Raw genomic sequence first — 17,167 nt, 5'->3', positions numbered from 1 at the left:
CGTAGGTGCACTACCCCGCGACGCGCTACCTCTTGTCCTTCCGCACCACCTAGGGCCAGGAGGTCATGAATTCACCGGCCAGCGCGACATGCCAGACGTGACCGTCCGGATCGGCGAAGGCGCCGTCATAGCCCCAGTCCTGCTCGCCGGCCGGCCGGACGATTTCCGCGCCGGCTTTCTCGGCGCGCTCGAGCAGGTCGTCCACGTCGGCCCGCGTCGGCAGGCTGAGGGACACGACGCACTCGCTCCGACCGGCCGTCGCCTGCTTGCGTCCGCTGAGCACCCACCCGAAACCGACCTTCGGGATCAGCATGACCCGGACGCGGTCGCCGAGCGTGAGGCGCAGCGGCTCGGGTACGCCGTCGCGGTCCGGCTCACCGGGTGTGGTGAATCCGAGCCCGGAGCGGTAGAACTCGTACGACCTCCGCCGGTTCGCGATCGGCAGGGCAATGGTCACGATTGTCGGCTCGACCTGCATGTGGAGTCTCCCTTTCCGCTTGTCCTTCACCAACCCGACGAACCAGGGTGCCCGAATCCGACAGTCACCCTCGAACCAACACCTGGAAGACCCATTGCTGAGCGCATTCCAACGTTGTAGTGTCGTGCCGACCCCCTCAGAAACCACGTCACGGGAGTGCTCATGACTCAACCTCGTGCGGAGTACCCGCGCCCGCAGTTCGTTCGTCCGGAGTGGGTGAACCTGAACGGCGAGTGGCAGTTCGAGATCGACCGGTCCGACTCCGGTCTCGAGCGCGGGGTCCGGGAGCGAGAGCTGGCGCAGCGGATCACGGTGCCGTTCGCGCCGGAGACGCAGCTGTCCGGGATCGAGGACGTCGACTTCATGGAGGCCGTCTGGTACCGGACGACCGTCACGATCCCGGCCGACTGGTCCGGCAAGGACGCCGTACTGCACTTCCAGGCGGTCGATCACGACGCGACCGTGTGGGTGAACGACGTCGAGGTGGTGCGGCACCGCGGTGGGTTCACGCCGTTCAGCGCCAACCTCCGCCAGGTCGCCAAGCCCGGCGAGGAGGCAACGATCGTCGTCCGCGCGCGGGACAGCCGGTACGGCGCGCAGGCCCGCGGCAAACAGACGACGAAGTACTTCAACTACGGCTGCCACTACACCCGGACGACCGGGATCTGGCAGACCGTCTGGCTCGAGGCGGTGCCGACCGTGCACCTCGGCCGTCCGCGGATCACCCCGGACGTGGCCGGCTCGAGCTTCCACCTCGCCGTACCGGTGTCGGCGAACAAGCCGGGCTGGAAGGTCCGCGCGATCCTGAAGGACGCGGACGGCGAGGTCACCACCCAGGAGGTCCGCGCCGATCTCGACTTCGCGCCGCGGCTGACGCTGCAGGTCCCCGCGGACCGCGTCCGTCTCTGGGACACCACCGATCCGCACCTGTACGACGTCCGCATCGAGCTGATCGATGCCGATGGCAACGTTGTGGACGGCGCGGACAGCTACGCCGGACTGCGGTCGGTGTCGGTCAGCGGCCAGGCCATCCTGATCAACGGCAAGCATGTGTTCCAGCGGCTGGTGCTTGACCAGGGGTACTGGCCGGAGAGCCTGATGACTGCTCCTTCCGACGAGGCGCTGGTTGCGGACATCGAGCTCGGCCTGGCGGCCGGGTTCAACGGCGCGCGGCTGCACCAGAAGGTGTTCGAGGAGCGGTTCCTGTACCACGCGGACCGGCTCGGCTACCTGGTCTGGGGCGAGTTCGGCGACTGGGGCGAGAACCTTGCCGACGGCACCCAAGAGGACAACCAGCAGCCGACGGCGTCGTTCGTGTCGCAGTGGCTGGAAGCGGTCGAGCGGGACTACAGCCACCCGTCGATCATCGGCTGGTGCCCGCTGAACGAGACGCATCAATTCCTGCACGACCGGATCACCCAGCTGGACGACGTGACCCGGGCGATGTTCCTGGCCACGAAGGCGGCCGACACGACCCGGCCGGTGCTCGATGCGTCCGGATACTCGCACCGCGTGCCAGAGACCGACGTCTGGGACTCGCACAACTACGAGCAGGACCCGGCCGAGTTCGCCCGGCAGATGGCCGGCCTCGCGGACGGAGCGCCGTACGGGAACACGGGTGGGCGCGAGAAGCGGCCGATCTCCCAGCCGTACGCCGGTCAGCCGTACTTCTGCAGTGAGTTCGGCGGCATCTGGTGGAACCCGGAGGAGGCCGCGAAGTCGGCCGGCGACAACCGCACCGAGTCGTGGGGCTACGGCCAGCGGGTCGTCGACGAGGAGGCGTTCTACACGCGCTTCACCGGTCTGGTCGACGCGCTGCTCGACGACCCGCTGATGTTCGGCTACTGCTACACGCAGCTGACCGATGTGTTCCAGGAAGAGAACGGCATTTACCGCTTCGACCGCAGCAACAAGCTGGACGTGCCGCGGATCAAGACGGTTCAGACCCGCCCGGCGGCCTACGAGAAGGACTGAAGTCCGAGGCTTCCCAACGCGACCAGGGCCCACAGGATCGCTCCGAGCAGGAGCGGCCGGGGCCCTGCGTCGCGTAGTTCACGCGGTCGCAGCGACAGGCCGATCGCTACCAGAGCCGAGGTGATCAGGCACGTGCCGATCAGGCTGAGCGTCGGGAGCCATCCGTCCGGCACGAGCCCGGCCGAACGCAGGCCCGCCGCGACGACGAAGCCGATCAGGAACACCGGCACGAGCCGGCGCCACGGGAGACGCGTCCGCGGGCGGTCCGGGTTCTCGCGGTCCGGGTTCTCGCGGTCGGCGGTCCGCGCGTCACGGCGGGACTTGAGCACGACCAGAGTCAGGACGATCGGGACGAGCATCAGCGAGCGGGTCAGCTTCACCACGAGGGCTTGGTCGCCGGCGTCGGCGCTGTAGGCGTAGCCGGCAGCGACTACTGATGACGTGTCGTTGATCGCAGTGCCTGCCCACAGACCGAAGGCTTCTGGGCTGAGGCCCATGAGGTGGCCGAGGGGCGGGAAGGCGAGGACGGCTACGACGTTGAAGGTGAAGATCGTGGCGAGAGCGTAGGCGACTGAGGATCGCTTGGCCCCGATGGCGGCGGTTGCTGCCGCGATCGCGGAGCCGCCGCAGATCGCCGTACCGACTCCGATCAGGGTCTGGGTGTCGCCGCGTACGCCGAGCAGGCGGCCGAAGACCCATGCGCCGCCCAGTGCGAGCGCCAGCGTGCCGAGCATGACGGGGAGTGAGGAGGCGCCGACCTGTGCCACTTGCTGGAGGGACAAGCCGGTGCCGAGTACGACGATCGATACTTGCAGCAGGTTCTTCGCGGCGAAGTCGTACCCGGGGCGGCACTGCTCTGAGCGCAGTGCCGGGATCACCAGGCCTGCGAGCACCCCAAGCACGATTCCGAAAACCGGCCCACCAACCACAGGAACCAGTCGTCCCAGCGGGACGGCGACGGCTGTCAGAAGAAGTACGACGGCGAGCCCGGGCAACCGCGACACGGCGGAGCCGAGGCGACGGTGAAGACGGAGTGGCCCCGAGGAGCCGGGGCGGGGGTGAAGGGCGCCGGCGAGGCGGGGGTGGCGTGAGACGGGGGGATCCGAGGGGTTGGGTGGCCTAATCTCGACCTGCACCATCGGATGGTTCCTCCCCGCTGAAAATGTACGCACATTTAAGCTAGGAGATGACCGGACATTTGGCAAGCCCACTCCCGGGAGGCAGGACCCTGATGATCCAGCGCAGGCTCGACCGCACCGGCGGCCAGCCGCTGTGGAAGCAGCTGCAGCAGGACCTTGTACGGCGGCTGCGGTCCGGGGAGTTCGACGACACGTTCCCCGGTGAGCTCGCGCTGGTCGACGACTACCAGGTCAGCCGGCACACGGTCCGGCAGGCACTCGGGAAACTGCGCGCGGACGGCCTGATCGTGGCCGAACGCGGCCGTCAGCCCCGGGTCGCGACCACGCCGGAGATCCGCCAGCCGATGGGTGCGCTGTACAGCCTGTTCTCCTCGGTCGAGGCGTCCGGCCTGACCCAGCACAGCATCGTCCGCGCGCTCGACATCCGGGCCGACGGCGTCATCGCGAGCCGCCTCGACCTGGAGGCGTCGAGCCCACTGCTCTACCTGGAGCGGCTCCGCTTCGCCGGCGACGAGCCCCTCGCACTCGACCGCGTCTGGCTGCCCGCCTCCCTCGCCGAACCGCTCCTCGACGCCGACTTCACCCACACCAGCGTCTACAACGAGCTCGCCACCCGCATCGGCGTACGACTGGACCACGGCCGCGAGGACATCCGCGCCGTCGTACCCACCCCGGCCGAGCGCGCCGTACTCCGCTGCCCGCCCGAGGCGGCCGCGTTCTCCATCAACCGCCAGGGCACGTCACAGAGCCGTCCGGTCGAATGGCGTCACACCCTCGTCCGCGGCGACCGCTTCGCCCTGTCCGCCGAGTTCTCCGAGAACCTCGGCTATCGGCTCACTCCGGCAGCGGTGCAGCACCAGGCCTGAACGGATCGTCCGCCGGCAGCCAGGCGCGCTCGGGCTGTCGTCGCCGTACCGGATCCTCGAGCACCGGCGGCTGAGCGAGGACCTGGTCCTCGGGTACGTCGCTGTGGACTTCGCGTTCACCGACCGGGCGGCACTGTCGGTCTACCTGAGCGTCGTACTGCGGCGGACCGGCGAAACCTGGCTGATCCACCACAATCAGGTTTCTCGGCTATAGTTGGTGTGGCCAACGTTGGCCAGCCCAATGAAAGAGGATTGACGATGACGACACAGCGGTGGGAGATCGAGGATCTGTTCGCGCGACTGGCGCGGGTCCTGGACGAAGGGACGCCGGACGACATCCGGCAGGTCTACACGAAGGACATCCTGGTGCGGTCTCCGCGCGGCGGTGAACTGCGGGGCATCGACGAGGTGCTGGAGTACCTGCGCAGTACGGCGGTCGACGGCGAACTGACCCAGCACGTCCACAGCGACATCCTGGTCAGTGTCGACGGGGACCGGGCCGAGACGTCGGCCAACCAACTGACCTTCTTCTATCGCGACGGCGAGGCGCCGCACCGGCGGGCCGGGCTCCGGCTGAAGTACACGGCCGTCCGGACCGATCAGGGCTGGCGTTTCGAGGAGGCGAATATCGGCCGCGCCTGGGTGCAGGAGGACTGATACTGAGGTCATGACGGTCAAAGAGTTGCGGTTGGTCGTGACAGCGGACGACTACGACGAGGCGGTGGCGTTCTACCGGGACGTCCTGGGCCTGGCCGAACGCGAGTCGTACGAGTCGGACGACGGCCGGGTGACGATTCTCGAGGTCGAGCGGGCGACGCTGGAGATCGCGGATCCGAACCAGGCCGACTTCATCGACCGGGTCGAGGTCGGCCGGCGAGTGGCCGGGAAGTACCGGGTCGCGTTCGAGGTCGACGATTCCGCGGAGACGACCAGGACTCTGGCCGCGGCGGGCGCCACGGTGCTTGCGGAGCCGACCCGCACACCGTGGAACTCGCTGAACGCCCGGCTGGAGGCGCCAGGCGGACTGCAGCTCACCCTGTTCACCGAACTTGACCTCAAGTGAACTGGAAGTGTTGAGGTAGGCGTCATGTGGCAGATCGAAGAACTTGACCTGGATGCCTACCTCAACCGGATCGGGCATCCCCGGGTGGCGGCGTCGGCGGACAGCCTCCGCAGCCTGCACCGCGCCCACGTCCTGGCGATCCCGTTCGAGAACATCGACGTGATCCTCGGCACGCACCCCGGCATCGGCCTGGACGCCATCCAGACCAAGCTCGTCGGCCGGCAACGCGGCGGCTATTGCTACGAACACGCTCTGCTGTTCGGCGCCGCCCTGGAGCGGCTCGGCTTCACGGTGGATCGACGGGTCGCGCGAGTACAACCGCACAAGGCCGGACCGCGCACCCACGCGCTTCTCAAGGTGGGAGTGGACGGACAGGAATTCCTCGCCGATGTCGGATTCGGGGCTGGTCAGCTCTACCCGACCCCGCTCAAGGACGGCGTGATCGTCGACCAGGGCGGTTGGGACCACCGCCTGACCCTCGACGGTGACGTGTGGACGCTGGCGAAGAAGACCGCGGACGGCTGGACCCCGCAGCACGCGTCGAACGAAGAGCCGGTGCGCCCGATCGACTACCGGGTCTACCACCATTACGTCTCGACCCACCCGGACTCCCCGTTCACCGGCCGGCCGGTGGTGATGCGCGTTGCCGACGGCATCGTCCGTCGCCTGGTCGGTGACGACCTCACGACGGAGTACGCCGACGGCCGCACCACTCACCGCGCCGTACCGGCGGACGAGCTTCCCGAGGTGCTGGCCGGTCTGGACGTCGTCCTCAGCGACGAAGAAGTCGATCGGCTCCGGCTGCTCTAGGCGTCTCGGTGCGGAAGGACTCGCCGAGCTCTCCGGCGAGGCCGAAGTAGTGCCGGAAGTTGTAGATCAACGGCGACCACGCGCCCGGATCGACGTACGACGTCCCCGGTACGACGATCCGGCGGTCGGCGTGGACCCGCAGTACCTTGGCCTGGATGATCAAGAAGTTGCCGTCGGCATCGAACTGTACATCGGCGGCAGATGCCTCGAACTGCAACGGGCATTCGGCGACGCGGGGTGGGCCGACCAGCTCGGACTCGATCGGAGTCAGGCCGGCCGCGGCGAACTTCTCGCGCTCGAAGCGGAACCGGGCGCGCTTGTGCTCCGGCACCGGGTTGCGTCCGGTCAGCCCGGCGATCCGCTCGACCGCCTGCCACTGCTCAGGCGACGGGAAGTTGATCACCAGTTCCGGCCGCTCTTGCAGGTTGGCGGCGGTCTGACCGGAGGCGCCGACGCCGAGGACGACGACATCCCCGAGTGACCACGCCGAGGACATCGGCGCGAGGTTGAAGGTGTCGTCGTCGTTGACCGTGCTCAGCAGCGCGACCGGCGTACCGATGTACAGGATGGACGGTTCGATGGTCAGATGCGTCATGGTTCCGACGCTAGGCGGCGGTCGGTTAGGCCGGCACCGAACTGTCGGAGCGGCATGATGGGGTCATGAGTACGCAGACGGAAGGGCAGGAGCTGGCCTCCTGGGCCCGGATGCTGGCCGACGCCACCCGGGCGACGGTCTGCCTCGCGTTGCTCGACGGGCGTGCGTGGACGGCGACCGAACTGGCGCGGCTCGCGAAGGTCTCGCGACCGACGATCAGCGAACATCTCAACCTGCTCGTCGACGGCGGCCTGCTGAGAGAGGTCCGGCAGGGGCGGCACCGGTACGTGCAGCTCGCCGGTCCGGACACGGCCGAGTTGATCGAGGGCCTCGCCGCGCTCGCGCCACGCCGCACCGAGGTCGCGAACAGCTTGTCCGCGGTCAGCAAGCGGGACGCGTTCGCGCGGGCACGGACCTGTTACGACCATCTCGCCGGCAAGCTCGGCGTCGCGCTGGCGGATGCGATGACCGAGCGCGGCCTGCTCGACTGGTCGGACGGGATCACGCTGACGCCGGAAGGCTCTGCCTGGCTGGACGATCTCGGCATCGTGCTCGAGGGGCGCAACGGCCGGCCCGCCGTACGGTCGTGCCTCGACGTCACCGAACGCCGCCCGCACATCGCCGGCGCGGTCGGTGCGGCGTTGTGCAGTCACGCACTGCGAGAGGGCTGGGTCACCCACATCCCTGGCGGACGGGCACTGAAGGTCACCGGATCGGTACGTGAGTTCGGTCTCGGCGTCGGCGTGATCCGCGAGCTACAGCCCTGAGGGGGCGTGAGAAACACGCGGCGGGGGAGGCGCCTGGCGCCGAAACCACTTAGCCTTCGGCCATGACTGAGTTCGAGCCCGACACCGACCTGGTGTCCCGCCTCCCGCTACCCAGCCATGTGGTCGTCCACGCGGACGACCAGTGGCGTCACGGCTGGTTGATCGGCCGTGAGCACGAGGAGACGGGATGGACCGGTCTGGTGCAGTACAAGGGCGACGACGGGACAGAGCGGACGGAACGCCTGCCGGCGGACCGGATCGCACTGCCGGAGTCGGACGGCCCAACCGAACGAGCGTCATAGCACGCCGCGCAGTCCGCGGAGGCGCTGGAATTCCGAGGAGGGGATAACAGCGCGAAGGCCCCCGGGGTGGTTCACCGGGGGCCTTCGTGCGTAACGCTGCCGGGGCGCCTAACGGCGAAGAAAACCCCGCCCCAGGCCCTTCGGGCGGTTGACCTGGGACGGGATCCTCAGTGGCGTTACACACGGTGTATCGCTGGTGACGTGCTGAGTGTTACAGGAATCCGGCGAAATTCTTCCAGACCGCTCACGATCCGGCGCTGCGGCCGGCCGCGGCGCCGCAACCGCCGCGACCCCGGTGCACGTCCCTGAACACCGGGGTCTCGATTCGGCGGCCTCTCGAGCGACCGTCGCTCGTGACTTTCAGGTGCCCCGTCGCCGGAGGCTCATTCGTGCCGACAGTGATCAGAAGTGCACAGCGAGCAGAACCCGCCCGGTCTCGGAGCTGCGGATGTCCAGGGCCCGGATCTCGTCGCGCTGCAACTTCGTGGTCGCGGCCGGTTTGACCGTCGTCCCCGGGGACGCGGTCCAGCTCGCGAGCAGCTGGGCCTTGCCGGAGGAGTCGGTGACGTACAACTCGTAGCCCCGAGCCCGTTCGCTGGGCGTGGCCAATTCGTCGTACCGGCAGCTGATCTCGATCGTCGTACCCCAGCGCTCCGGCACCAGCCGCGCGTCGGCGGACAGCTTGCTGGCCACGGTCTGTGCGAGTACGACGTAGTCCCCCCGCGGCTCCTCGTGGGTGAGCGGGATCGCGATCACCGCGCCGATCACCGCGGCGACGACGGCGACTCCGGTCACCACCGCACCGAGCCGAATGCGCTGCCTGCGGCGATCGCGCTGGACCGTGCGCACCAGGTCGGGCAAGAGGTTCGGCGGCGCCTCGGTGATGGTCGCGAGCGCGCGCTCGTCCGGCAGCGCGGCCATCGCGCTCGGCACGCCGGCGAGCGACGCGACCTCGGCCGAGCACTCGTCACACGTGCGCAGATGTTCCTCGTACGCGCGCTGGTCCTTCGCCGACAACGACCCCAGCAGGTACGCCGCATCCCACTCGCGGTACGGATCGCTCACTGGCTCGTCACCCCCCTCTCCTGCAACGCGAGCTTCAGCGCCCGCAATCCGTAGTGCAGCCGCGACTTCACGGTGCCTGACGGAATGTTCAGCTCCGCGGCGATGTCGGTGACGGTACGACGGCCGTAGTACGCGCGAACGATCACCTGCCGATGTTCCTCGGACAGCTGTGCCAGCGACTCGGCCACCAGCCAGGCGTCCAGTACGGCGTTCGCGTGGTCGGCGCTCGGGTTCTCCGGCAGGTCGTCGCTGGCCACCTCGCGGCTGACCCGGGCACTGCGCCGGTCGTCGATGACGAGATTGCGCGCCACCGTGAACAGCCAGGCTCGGGCCCCCGCTTCGTCCTCGGTCAGGATCTGCGGCCGGCGCCACGCCCGCAACAGGGTCTCCTGGACGACGTCCTCGGCCAGCCGGTCGTCGCCGGTCAGCCGGACCACGAACCGCCACAGCGCCGGAGCATGCACGTCGTGCAGCTCACGCAACAGCGCCGCGCGGTCATCGGCCATCGGCGCTCCTGCTCTGTCGTGTTCTCGCCACCATTCTGCACAGGCAACCTGGTGAACGGTGAAGTAGGCGTACGGACCGGTCGCACTTGAGCTTCAGGCTTGGTCAGTGGAACCTTACTTGTCGCGGTGCAAGGCGCGGAGGGCACGGAGGAAGCCCTGGCGATCGGCGGCCGGGAGCTTGGCCAGCAGCCGCTCCTCGCGAACCCGGATGCCCTTGCGGACAGCGCGTCGTACCCGGCGGCCCTTGGCGGTGATCGACAACAGGCGGACCCGACGGTCGTCGGGATCCGGCGTCCGCTCGATCAGGCCGGCATCCTGCAGCTCGTCGAGAGTGCCGATGATGCGGGACTTGTCGGCGCCGATCGCCTCCGCGAGCGCGGACTGCGTGCGCACCGGAGTCTCGTCCAGGGCGACGAGCACGGAGTAGCCCCACATCGAGACGTCATGCTCGGCGAGCACCGGCATTTCCTCCGCGATGAGCGTCCGCACCAACGGATACAGCATCGCGGCGAGATCGGGGCGCTCGTCCGCAGCGGTCACGCTCCAGAAGATAGCACTGGCGCAATCATATGCTTGCGCATATGATATGTGCATGCCTACTGTTGATTACGTATCCCTTGACGCCGCGGCGGTCCAGGCCAGCATCGACCTCGCCACGCAGATCACCGACGCCGACCTGTCCAAGCCGACGCCCTGCCGGGCCTGGACTCTGTACGGCCTGCTCGCCCACATGGCGACGCAGCACTACGGCTTCGCCGCCGCCTCCCGAGGCGAGGCCGGCGAAGCTGTTTGGAAGGTTCGCGATCTGGGCGACGAGCCGGCCAAGGCTTACATCGCGTCGGCCGAGCAGGTGCTGGCCGCGTTCGCCGAGGACGGCGTGACCGAGCGGACGTTCCCGCTGACCGAGTTCGGGGCGGACTTCCCCGGCCACCAGGCGATCAGCTTCCACTTCATCGACTACGTCGTGCACTCCTGGGATGTCGCCGCGACCCTCGGCACCACCGTCACCTTCACCCCCGAGGTCCTGGCAGCAGCTCAGACCGTCGCGAACGTCGTACCCACCGGCGACGTCCGCCTGGCCCCGGGCACGGCCTTCTCCCCCGCGCTGCCGTGGAACGGCGACAACCCTCTCGACCAGATCCTCGCCCACCTCGGCCGCAACCCCTCCTGGCCCAACTGATCTCACCGGTTCCAGCCTGCTGCGCCGGAGGACCCGCCGTGTCACGATCGGGCCATGGACCTGCTGTTGAACCGCGGAGAGATCCTCCCGATCAAGGGCCGGAACGTCACCGTCACCACGGCCGACGTCGAGTGGCTACCCCGGATGCGCTCCTACCTCATCGGGGTAGCCACCACCGGCGGCACGGCAACCTACGGCTCCATGAAGGCCGACCTCGGCATCCCGCACGCCATCAACGGCTTGGGGCGCCTCCTCGACCTGCTCTCCGAGGACTGCCTCCGCCGTGACGAGCCTTCACTGGCCAGCCTGGTGGTCAGTAGCACCACCGGTGAGGTCGGTCCGAGCTACTCCGGCAACGCACCGTCGGAGCGGACCCTCGTCTACAAACACTGGCGCGGACCCCGATTCTCCTGGGAGCCTATTGATAGTCGATAGGATTCGGGTGATACTCGATGAATTCCTGTCGGGTGTCGGGAGGTCTTGATGAAGTACGTCGTTGCCGTCGTGGCGGTTGCGCTCGGCGCCGCCGGTGTCATCTACGGGGCGTCGGACGACTCGCCGGGGCTGCAGTTGATCGGGGTGCTGCTGATCATGGGAGCGATCGCGGCGAGCATTCTCAGCGCCCGCCGCGACCACAACCAGACGACCTAGACGTCTTGTCCCTTCAGTCCTCGCAGCCGAGGCCGTCGTGGTCCGCGTCCAGGCGGTAGATATCGCTGCCGATCACGCGGACCGGGCCGGCGACGTACTCCGGTCCGTTGCCGCTGCCACCTGAGCAGTCGACGTCACTGGCGATCGGGACGCAGCCGCTGTAGTTCGGGTCGCAGCCTGATGACTCCGGCTGCTCGACCTTCGTGCCGACCGCGGTCACCTGCGAGCGCGGCTCCTTCGACACCTGGTCCCGCAGCAGATCCTTGTCCGTCTGGATGCCGTTCACGTAGGTGATCTGATAGGTCAGCTTGCGGGTCCCGTTCACACCCTTGGTCCGGATCGTCTTCTCGCCCTTCGGCATCGACGAGTCCGTGACGGTCTTCTTCTTGAACGGGATGGTGCGCACCTCGACGACAGTCTTCTTGGTCGTCGTCGTCGGTGTCTTCGTGCTGGCGGTCACCGGCTTCGGTGCCGTCGGCGTGGGCGTTGCTGTTGGTGTCGGTGTGGCCGTGATCTCCGGTGTTGGTGTCGCTTCCGTGCTCACTTCGGTGCTCACGACTACAGGTGGTTCGGCGACCTCCGTCGTACTCGAGGCCGGTCCACAACCAGTGGCGAGTACGCCGATCGCCAGCACGCTGCCGGCTGCCAGCGCAGCACGATACAAATGCACGATTCCCCCCAACCCGCCGTCGGTTCCCCCCGCGGCGGGATTGTCAGCGCCCGGACTTCCCGGGCGAAGACTGATCCATACCACTGCGATGGATCGCGCCGCGAGGGGCAGCGGCCGAACCGACTCGGTTTTGTGACGTGACCGTCCGGTAGCAGGCTCAGGCCTGGGTGCCGGTGAGGATGTGGGTGCCGATCGGGCTGATCGTGTGCCGGACCGCGTTGCCGGCCCGGCGCGTGGTGACGAGGCCGGTGCGATGCAGGACTCGTGCGGGCATGATCGGGTGCGGCCAGCAGGAGAACGACGGGACCAGGCGCAGGCCGCGGCCGCGCAGGTACAGATCCCGGTTGATGTGGCGCATGTCGACGTGCAGCACCGGCGGACCCCACTGCATTGCGGGATGCAACGTCTTCGCGCGTTTCTCGAAGCCGCCGGTCGTCACGGTGTCGCTGTGCAGCTTCACGTCGCGCGCGATCGTCGGCGACATCGACGGCAACTGCGGCGCGATCTTGGTCCGGTGGAAGTGCCTCAGTCCTTCACACACCTTCTTGAGTACGCCGGGATCCCCGGCCGCGAGGCGACGCGTCCAGCCCGGCAAGCAGACCTCGCCCGACAACCGCCGCAGCTCGTTCTCCAATTGGTGCTGCGGTGTCGCCGCCACAGCGGCGAGACCGGCGTCGAGACCGTTCACCGACGCGGCCGGAGTGAGGAAGTCGGGCGAGTACCCGACCGGTGGTGCGAGGACGAGCAACTCACGCTCGAGCTCGGTGAGCTTCGCCCTGGCCCGCTGCCGCCATGCACCGAAGACCGACGGCTCGTCCTCGGTCTGCAGCATGTGCATGCCGAGCAGCACTTCCCACAATGGATCGGGCGTGCGGCCGATCGTCGTACGCGCCAGGTCGGCGCAGCCGAAGTGGATCCGGAAACCCATCGTCTTCCTCCCCCGAGGAAGCGAGCACGCCAGTCGACACCCCCAGCGCGACCGCTCTGACTACTGTGCAATACACGGCGTAATCGGCTCGGGGGCCATCCGTCAGATCGTCGGCGCGCCGACGCCGGTCATCGCCGCGAACAGTACGCCGGCGAGCAGCCCGACGACTCCCAGCACGATCAACGGCGCCGCGGTGATCGGCGGCTCCGGTACCCGCTGGTGGAACACGGCGAACAAGCGTTCCTCCGCGGGCCGCACCTCACGCAACAACTCCGCCGACGGATGCTCCTTCGCGCTGAAGTCGTCGAGTGTCTGCAAGGCCGCCCGCGCCGCGATCACCGCGGCCCGCACCACAGCAACGATCACGACTCCCGACGCCACCGTCAGTACGCCGATCAACGCCGCGGTCGTCTGCGCCATACCGCCCTCGGTGTCGGACCACGCAGCCCGCAACGCTTCGAACGACCACCAACCGAAGAACCCCAGCACCCCAGAGGCCAGCCCTGTCCCCCAGACCACGCCGGTCAGCGGATTCTGCATCTTCACCGCCGTCGCGAACGCCCGTACGTCAGTGGCCAGGTCCCCCGCGTCCCGGACCAGCCCTTCGTACGCCGCCAACGCGTCCGCCCGCGCCTTCAGCTTCTCCGCGATCACGATCCGGTCCGCCAGCCCGAGCGTGCTCGCCTCGCTGACGATCCCCTTCCAGGCATTCACCACTTCCGAATGCAACCCGGCGATCGCCGCCCGCTCCACAACCCCCATCGAGTCCCCCTGACCCCAGCGCACGCCCCACGCACGCCCTTCCCCTAGGCCGAGAGTACGCCCACCACTCCCACCCGAACAGTCACCAGCCGTAACCACCTCAGCCCCCACCGAGCAACCACCTGGACAAACCTGACACACTGTTCCCCTCACCCCTCGTGAGAGGGCCTCTAGCTCAACTGGCAGAGCAGCGGACTTTTAATCCGCGGGTTGTGGGTTCGAGTCCCACGGGGCCTACCGAAGCGAACCGCCCTCGACGATTCCGGCTCACAGAGATAACCGGCTGGCCCCGGGGCTTCAGCGTGGATCAGACGTGGTGCGAGTGGGCAGCCCGGAGCCATGGCAACGGTCCGAGGAGGTGCCACCACGCCCGCGGCTCTGCGGAACCGCCGCCCGGCGGGCGCCGTCAGGGTGCGGGTGGAGTTGGCATGGGCGGGGACTGGCTAGAACTCACAGCCGCTCGCCGGGAGTGGCTCCGTAAGGGTCGCCGACTGGCCAGCCTGGTCAAACAGCCACTGTGGCGCCGGTCCTCGTGCTGGCGCTGGACATCGGCGAGCCGCACGGCAGCGGACTCCTGAACGGCGCACTCATGGGCAGCCCCCGGTCACTGGGCAGGTCGCGCTCATGTACGGCGGCTGGCTCTGGACTGCTCTTCTGCGGCCACGAATCAGCGTGCGCATCCCGTACGCCGACATCGTCGCGTTGCGCATCGGGAACGATGCCTTGGTCGACCCACTCCCTGGCCGGTACTGCGACTACACCAGACCCTCGCGCTCGATGCGCTGCTGTGGTTGCCTGTTGACGACCGGGTGAACCTGATCGATTCCGGTACCGACCACCGCCACCGTGCGACCCCTGGATTCGAGGGCCGCCTGGTGGGCAGCAGTGTCGATGCCCTCGGCAACGCCGGCCCCCCGGCGCGACTCTCATGCTCACGAGTGCGCGAGCGACTTCACCCGCGACCGCAATGGCTCCGGTGACGCGGCTCGAGACTCTCTACATCGGCATGGCCGGCGAGCGCCGCATCCGAATATCGCCGGGACGTCAGGGGCCTGCGGTCAGCCGTTGGGCTTGGCGGTTCGGCGCCGCTCGGCGCGGCAGGCGAGCGTATCGAGGATGCGTTGCCATGCCGGTGATTCCCGAAGGATCAGGGAAAAGATCGGCGTCGGGTTCTCTGGCCTGCTGCTGTTGCCTTCGTGTTCGATCTCCCATGTTTCCAGGTCGTTGATGAGCCGATCCACGCGCGGATCGTGCGGGTCCCAGTCGACTGATTGATCACATGCGAGATACAGGCGCATCTTCTCGGGGTCGTCGAATCCCGCGTTCTTGTCCCGAATCCAGTGCGGCACCGCGTGCGGGTCCGATGCCTGCATCAGGATCGACCAGTCGCGCTCGAGCTGGATCGTCCGTTCGCTGACTCCAAGACTGCGCAGCCGGTTCAGTATGGCGACCATCTCGGGGGGCAGGACAAGCTCTTCGCCGCTTGCCAATTCGGCAATGCGGTGGCGATGCTCGGTGAGCTGGTCGATCTTGGCCCGCAGTCCGGTGTCGATGTCGGTGATGGCAGCCGCGAATTCGGTTGGTTGTGCGTGCAGCAGCGCGCCGATGCGGGCCAGTGGCACTCCGGCATCGGCAAGAGTCCTGATCCGGACGAGATCCACCGCCGATTGCGCGCTGTAGCGGCGGTAGCCGGAGGCATCACGCTCAGGCTCGGGCAACAGGCCGATCTGGTGGTAATGGCGGACGGTGCGCACGGTTACTCGGGCGGTCGCCGCGAGCTGGCCGATCGTGAGCACTGTCTGCCTCCGGCCTTCGGTGAAACGTGGTCAAGCCGAGTCTAGGCGCGAGTCGCCCGGTCAACGACGTCGCGGATCGCCTGGACCACGACGCCGGGGCGCCTGAAGCACAGCTGGTGGTGGCCGACGTCGGGGACGATGCGATGTTCTCCGAACGACACCGTGCTCACAACGGCCGCTGCCATCCTCCTCATGCCCTCGTGGATCGCACGTATCGCCTGCTCCGGCATCGCCGCCTGCACGCCGGGGTCGGTGCCGTCGGCGGTGAGCGCGACCACCGGTACGTCGGGAATATCCGGACCCGCACGAAGCTCGTCGGCGAGCGCAACCAAGCTGCGCCGCTCGGCGATGCCGACCCGGAGCCATTCGTCGCTGACGTGGGCGTCGATCAGCGGCTGCCGCAGGTGGTGCGGGTAGTCCGCCAGCAGTTCGGCGAACATCTCGTGCAGGGCTGGGCGCATCTGCGCGATCTGCTCGGGGCGGGGTGCCATCTGCTGGTCGGCAGCGGGGCTCGCCGCCGCGGGCATGAAGTCCTCCCAGTCTCGGTGGAAGCCATCCAACCAGACCAGCCCGGCCACCTCCTGCGGGTACAACTGCGTGAACCTCTGCGCGTGGGCGCCGCCGAGGGAGTGCGCGACCAGGACGTATGGGGCGGCGATGTCCTGGGCGTGCAACAACTCGTACAGTTCCGTCGAGACTGCGGCGGCGGTGCGCGGCAGCGGGAGCGGGAGCGGATCGCTGTACCCGGTGCCGCCACGGTCATACACCACTGCGGTGCGGAACTGCGAAACCCCTTGCTGAACAGCGAAATAGTCCAGACCGACCGCGCCCGCGCCGGGCAGGAACACGACGGCCGGCCCGCCACTGCCCAACCGATGCACGAAAACGCGCCGGCCGTCGACCTCCTGGAACCCTCCGATCGGCGGAGCGGGCCGAGCTGCGGAAGCGATGTTCTTCGTCATAGGGCAAGGTTGCAACCCCGACGCAGCGTCAGGGTCAAGCTTTCCCCCGCCACCCTCCGACACACACGGCAGTTCGACGGCTGCGACGGCGTCTTGACATGAGGGTCCGGCGCGGTGCCCGCGATAGTACGCCGGGTGGTCTCGTCCAACTCGGGATTCGCCGGGCGTGGGCTTCTTGGGTTGTTAGGGGTGGGGTTGGTGGTGGGAGCGGGCTGCTTGGATTTCGGGGACGTGTTGTTCGGCCCAGAGGCGGATGGCTCGGAGGGGGATGAGGAGGGAGCGGCCTAGTGGGGTGAGGGCGTACTCGACTCGGGGTGGGTTCTCGTCGTACTCGTGGCGGGCGACCAGGCCGTCGGCTTCTAGGGAACGCAGGGTCTCGGTCAGGACCTTGGCGGTGATGCCCTGGATGTGGGCCTTCAGTTCGGTGAAGCGGCGAGGGCCGTCGTCCAAGGCGTTGACGACGAACACGGTCCAGCGGGCTCCGATGCGGTGCAGCACGGTGCGGCTCGGGCAGGTCGCTGCCATCACGTTGTACGCCTTGCCCATGGGGTGCTCCCAGTTCCGTTGAAGATACCGGTATCAAATCCATACCGTTGCACTCGATCCTACGAGAGGGAGCGATACACATGGAGCGGATCCTGGTCATCGGCGGT

At 68.0% G+C, this 17,167-nt stretch carries 23 protein-coding genes, 1 tRNA gene and 1 pseudogene; 11 read left to right on the top strand and 14 right to left on the bottom strand.

What is annotated here, in order from left to right:
• Positions 1–49: 49 nt before the first annotated feature.
• Complete coding sequence (locus E0H75_RS36545) at positions 50–478, bottom strand: VOC family protein (protein ID WP_202873360.1); 429 nt, start codon at positions 476–478, stop codon at positions 50–52.
• 162 nt (positions 479–640) lie between these two features.
• On the opposite strand from E0H75_RS36545, the gene E0H75_RS36540 reads away from it, so the two are divergent.
• The gene (locus tag E0H75_RS36540) at positions 641–2,452 is read left to right on the top strand and encodes a glycoside hydrolase family 2 protein (protein ID WP_131518302.1); all 1,812 of its coding nucleotides are present in this window, start codon (positions 641–643) and stop codon (positions 2,450–2,452) included.
• On the opposite strand, the gene E0H75_RS36535 is transcribed toward E0H75_RS36540, so the two are convergent.
• Positions 2,437–3,456: a YeiH family protein gene (locus tag E0H75_RS36535; protein WP_238163490.1), complete on the bottom strand. Its 1,020-nt coding sequence runs from the start codon at positions 3,454–3,456 to the stop codon at positions 2,437–2,439. The genes E0H75_RS36540 and E0H75_RS36535 overlap by 16 nt on opposite strands.
• Before the next feature lie 227 nt (positions 3,457–3,683).
• On the opposite strand from E0H75_RS36535, the gene E0H75_RS36530 reads away from it, so the two are divergent.
• Positions 3,684–4,457: a GntR family transcriptional regulator gene (locus tag E0H75_RS36530; RefSeq protein WP_131518300.1), complete on the top strand. Its 774-nt coding sequence runs from the start codon at positions 3,684–3,686 to the stop codon at positions 4,455–4,457.
• On the opposite strand, the gene E0H75_RS36525 is transcribed toward E0H75_RS36530, so the two are convergent.
• Positions 4,426–4,647 carry a hypothetical protein gene (locus E0H75_RS36525; RefSeq protein ID WP_131518299.1) on the bottom strand — a complete coding sequence of 74 codons (222 nt, stop codon included), beginning with the start codon at positions 4,645–4,647 and terminating at the stop codon, positions 4,426–4,428. The genes E0H75_RS36530 and E0H75_RS36525 overlap by 32 nt on opposite strands.
• Before the next feature lie 68 nt (positions 4,648–4,715).
• Between E0H75_RS36525 and E0H75_RS36520 the strand changes: the two genes are divergently transcribed.
• Genes E0H75_RS36520 through E0H75_RS36510 form a run of 3 tightly spaced genes read left to right on the top strand, consistent with a single transcriptional unit; the run spans position 4,716 to position 6,330 of the window.
• Entirely contained in the window at positions 4,716–5,114 is a 399-nt protein-coding gene (locus E0H75_RS36520) for a nuclear transport factor 2 family protein (protein WP_131518298.1), read from the top strand.
• Between the two features lie 10 nt (positions 5,115–5,124).
• Positions 5,125–5,520 (top strand): VOC family protein, encoded by a 396-nt coding sequence (locus E0H75_RS36515; protein WP_131518297.1) that lies wholly within the window; start codon positions 5,125–5,127, stop codon positions 5,518–5,520.
• 24 nt (positions 5,521–5,544) lie between these two features.
• Entirely contained in the window at positions 5,545–6,330 is a 786-nt protein-coding gene (locus E0H75_RS36510; RefSeq protein WP_131518296.1) for an arylamine N-acetyltransferase family protein, read from the top strand.
• On the opposite strand, the gene E0H75_RS36505 is transcribed toward E0H75_RS36510, so the two are convergent.
• A complete protein-coding gene (locus E0H75_RS36505) occupies positions 6,293–6,925 on the bottom strand; it encodes a flavin reductase family protein (protein WP_131518295.1) in 633 nt (210 codons plus the stop codon). The two genes, E0H75_RS36510 and E0H75_RS36505, sit on opposite strands and share 38 nt — an antisense overlap.
• A gap of 65 nt (positions 6,926–6,990) precedes the next feature.
• On the opposite strand from E0H75_RS36505, the gene E0H75_RS36500 reads away from it, so the two are divergent.
• Complete coding sequence (locus E0H75_RS36500) at positions 6,991–7,692, top strand: ArsR/SmtB family transcription factor (protein WP_131518294.1); 702 nt, start codon at positions 6,991–6,993, stop codon at positions 7,690–7,692.
• Between the two features lie 62 nt (positions 7,693–7,754).
• The gene (locus E0H75_RS36495) at positions 7,755–7,994 is read left to right on the top strand and encodes a hypothetical protein (protein ID WP_131518293.1); all 240 of its coding nucleotides are present in this window, start codon (positions 7,755–7,757) and stop codon (positions 7,992–7,994) included.
• 402 nt (positions 7,995–8,396) lie between these two features.
• Here E0H75_RS36495 and E0H75_RS36490 read toward each other — a convergent pair whose 3' ends face one another.
• From E0H75_RS36490 to E0H75_RS36480, 3 genes are all read right to left on the bottom strand, one after another.
• Entirely contained in the window at positions 8,397–9,059 is a 663-nt protein-coding gene (locus E0H75_RS36490; protein ID WP_131518292.1) for an anti-sigma factor family protein, read from the bottom strand.
• Positions 9,056–9,565, bottom strand: coding sequence for a sigma-70 family RNA polymerase sigma factor (locus E0H75_RS36485; RefSeq protein WP_131353244.1), 510 nt, complete (start codon positions 9,563–9,565; stop codon positions 9,056–9,058). The genes E0H75_RS36490 and E0H75_RS36485 overlap by 4 nt, the downstream gene beginning before the upstream one ends.
• A 114-nt stretch (positions 9,566–9,679) precedes the next feature.
• Positions 9,680–10,105, bottom strand: a complete 426-nt coding sequence (locus E0H75_RS36480) for a MarR family winged helix-turn-helix transcriptional regulator (RefSeq protein ID WP_238163489.1) — start codon at positions 10,103–10,105, stop codon at positions 9,680–9,682.
• A gap of 52 nt (positions 10,106–10,157) precedes the next feature.
• Here E0H75_RS36480 and E0H75_RS36475 point away from each other — a divergent pair, with 52 nt between their 5' ends.
• Genes E0H75_RS36475 through E0H75_RS43345 form a run of 3 tightly spaced genes read left to right on the top strand, consistent with a single transcriptional unit; the run spans position 10,158 to position 11,396 of the window.
• Positions 10,158–10,745, top strand: coding sequence for a TIGR03086 family metal-binding protein (locus E0H75_RS36475; RefSeq protein ID WP_131518290.1), 588 nt, complete (start codon positions 10,158–10,160; stop codon positions 10,743–10,745).
• A gap of 54 nt (positions 10,746–10,799) precedes the next feature.
• A complete protein-coding gene (locus tag E0H75_RS36470) occupies positions 10,800–11,180 on the top strand; it encodes a hypothetical protein (protein WP_131518289.1) in 381 nt (126 codons plus the stop codon).
• Positions 11,181–11,228: 48 nt separating this feature from the next.
• Positions 11,229–11,396: a hypothetical protein gene (locus E0H75_RS43345; protein WP_165554299.1), complete on the top strand. Its 168-nt coding sequence runs from the start codon at positions 11,229–11,231 to the stop codon at positions 11,394–11,396.
• Positions 11,397–11,409: 13 nt separating this feature from the next.
• Here E0H75_RS43345 and E0H75_RS43340 read toward each other — a convergent pair whose 3' ends face one another.
• The 3 genes from E0H75_RS43340 to E0H75_RS36460 form a co-directional block, all read right to left on the bottom strand.
• Positions 11,410–12,066, bottom strand: a complete 657-nt coding sequence (locus E0H75_RS43340; protein ID WP_165554297.1) for a G5 domain-containing protein — start codon at positions 12,064–12,066, stop codon at positions 11,410–11,412.
• Positions 12,067–12,223: 157 nt separating this feature from the next.
• On the bottom strand, positions 12,224–12,994 hold the full coding sequence (locus E0H75_RS43335) for a hypothetical protein (protein WP_165554295.1): 771 nt from the start codon (positions 12,992–12,994) through the stop codon (positions 12,224–12,226).
• A gap of 102 nt (positions 12,995–13,096) precedes the next feature.
• Positions 13,097–13,756 carry a hypothetical protein gene (locus E0H75_RS36460; protein WP_131518287.1) on the bottom strand — a complete coding sequence of 220 codons (660 nt, stop codon included), beginning with the start codon at positions 13,754–13,756 and terminating at the stop codon, positions 13,097–13,099.
• A 164-nt stretch (positions 13,757–13,920) separates the two neighbouring features.
• On the opposite strand from E0H75_RS36460, the gene E0H75_RS36455 reads away from it, so the two are divergent.
• Positions 13,921–13,993: transfer RNA gene (locus tag E0H75_RS36455), tRNA-Lys, on the top strand.
• 518 nt (positions 13,994–14,511) lie between these two features.
• Here the strand turns inward: E0H75_RS36455 and E0H75_RS45140 are convergent.
• The 4 genes and pseudogenes from E0H75_RS45140 to E0H75_RS36435 all read right to left on the bottom strand — a co-directional run.
• Positions 14,512–14,652, bottom strand: a pseudogene (locus tag E0H75_RS45140) (DNA-processing protein DprA); the annotation flags it as partial.
• A gap of 162 nt (positions 14,653–14,814) precedes the next feature.
• Positions 14,815–15,552, bottom strand: a complete 738-nt coding sequence (locus E0H75_RS36445) for a MerR family transcriptional regulator (protein WP_131518286.1) — start codon at positions 15,550–15,552, stop codon at positions 14,815–14,817.
• Positions 15,553–15,593: 41 nt separating this feature from the next.
• On the bottom strand, positions 15,594–16,514 hold the full coding sequence (locus E0H75_RS36440) for an alpha/beta fold hydrolase (RefSeq protein ID WP_131518285.1): 921 nt from the start codon (positions 16,512–16,514) through the stop codon (positions 15,594–15,596).
• Positions 16,515–16,697: 183 nt separating this feature from the next.
• A complete protein-coding gene (locus E0H75_RS36435; RefSeq protein WP_131518284.1) occupies positions 16,698–17,060 on the bottom strand; it encodes a winged helix-turn-helix transcriptional regulator in 363 nt (120 codons plus the stop codon).
• Positions 17,061–17,167 lie beyond the last annotated feature (107 nt).

Origin of the sequence: Kribbella capetownensis, assembly GCF_004331485.1 — a bacterium.
Taxonomy (GTDB): domain Bacteria; phylum Actinomycetota; class Actinomycetes; order Propionibacteriales; family Kribbellaceae; genus Kribbella; species Kribbella capetownensis.
This window is presented reverse-complemented; position numbering and strand designations above follow the sequence as displayed.